This window comes from Actinoplanes rectilineatus (assembly GCF_000962825.1).
GTDB classification, from domain to species: domain Bacteria; phylum Actinomycetota; class Actinomycetes; order Mycobacteriales; family Micromonosporaceae; genus Actinoplanes; species Actinoplanes rectilineatus.
Genome location: NZ_JZKF01000272.1, coordinates 1 through 319, shown reverse-complemented (window position 1 = coordinate 319; position 319 = coordinate 1). Strand labels below are relative to the sequence as shown.

Below are 319 nucleotides of genomic sequence, written 5' to 3'. Positions count from 1 at the left end.
GCACGACAGCGAGTTCCGGGGCCGGTTCCGCAGTGAGGTGACGCGGGCCAAGCAGGTCCCGCCGTTCTCCACCGCCGAGGTCCTGGACGCCGACCCGGACCATGAGCCGCCCTACCTGGTCGTCGAATTCGTGGACGGGCCCAGCCTGGCCGCGCAGATCCGCGAGACCGGCCCGCTCGGTGGCGCGGCGCTGCACCAGGTCGCGGTGGGGATCGCCACGGCGCTGACGGCGATCCACGGCGCGGGCGTGATCCACCGGGATCTGAAGCCGGGCAACGTGCTGATGGCCCGCGGCGGCATCAAGGTGATCGACTTCGGC

Annotated in this window: 1 protein-coding gene; it reads left to right on the top strand. The window is 72.4% G+C overall.

Features of this window, described 5'->3' with window-relative positions:
* The coding region (locus WH85_RS46385) for a protein kinase domain-containing protein (RefSeq protein WP_045748617.1) at positions 1-319 on the top strand (319 nt) is incomplete at both ends.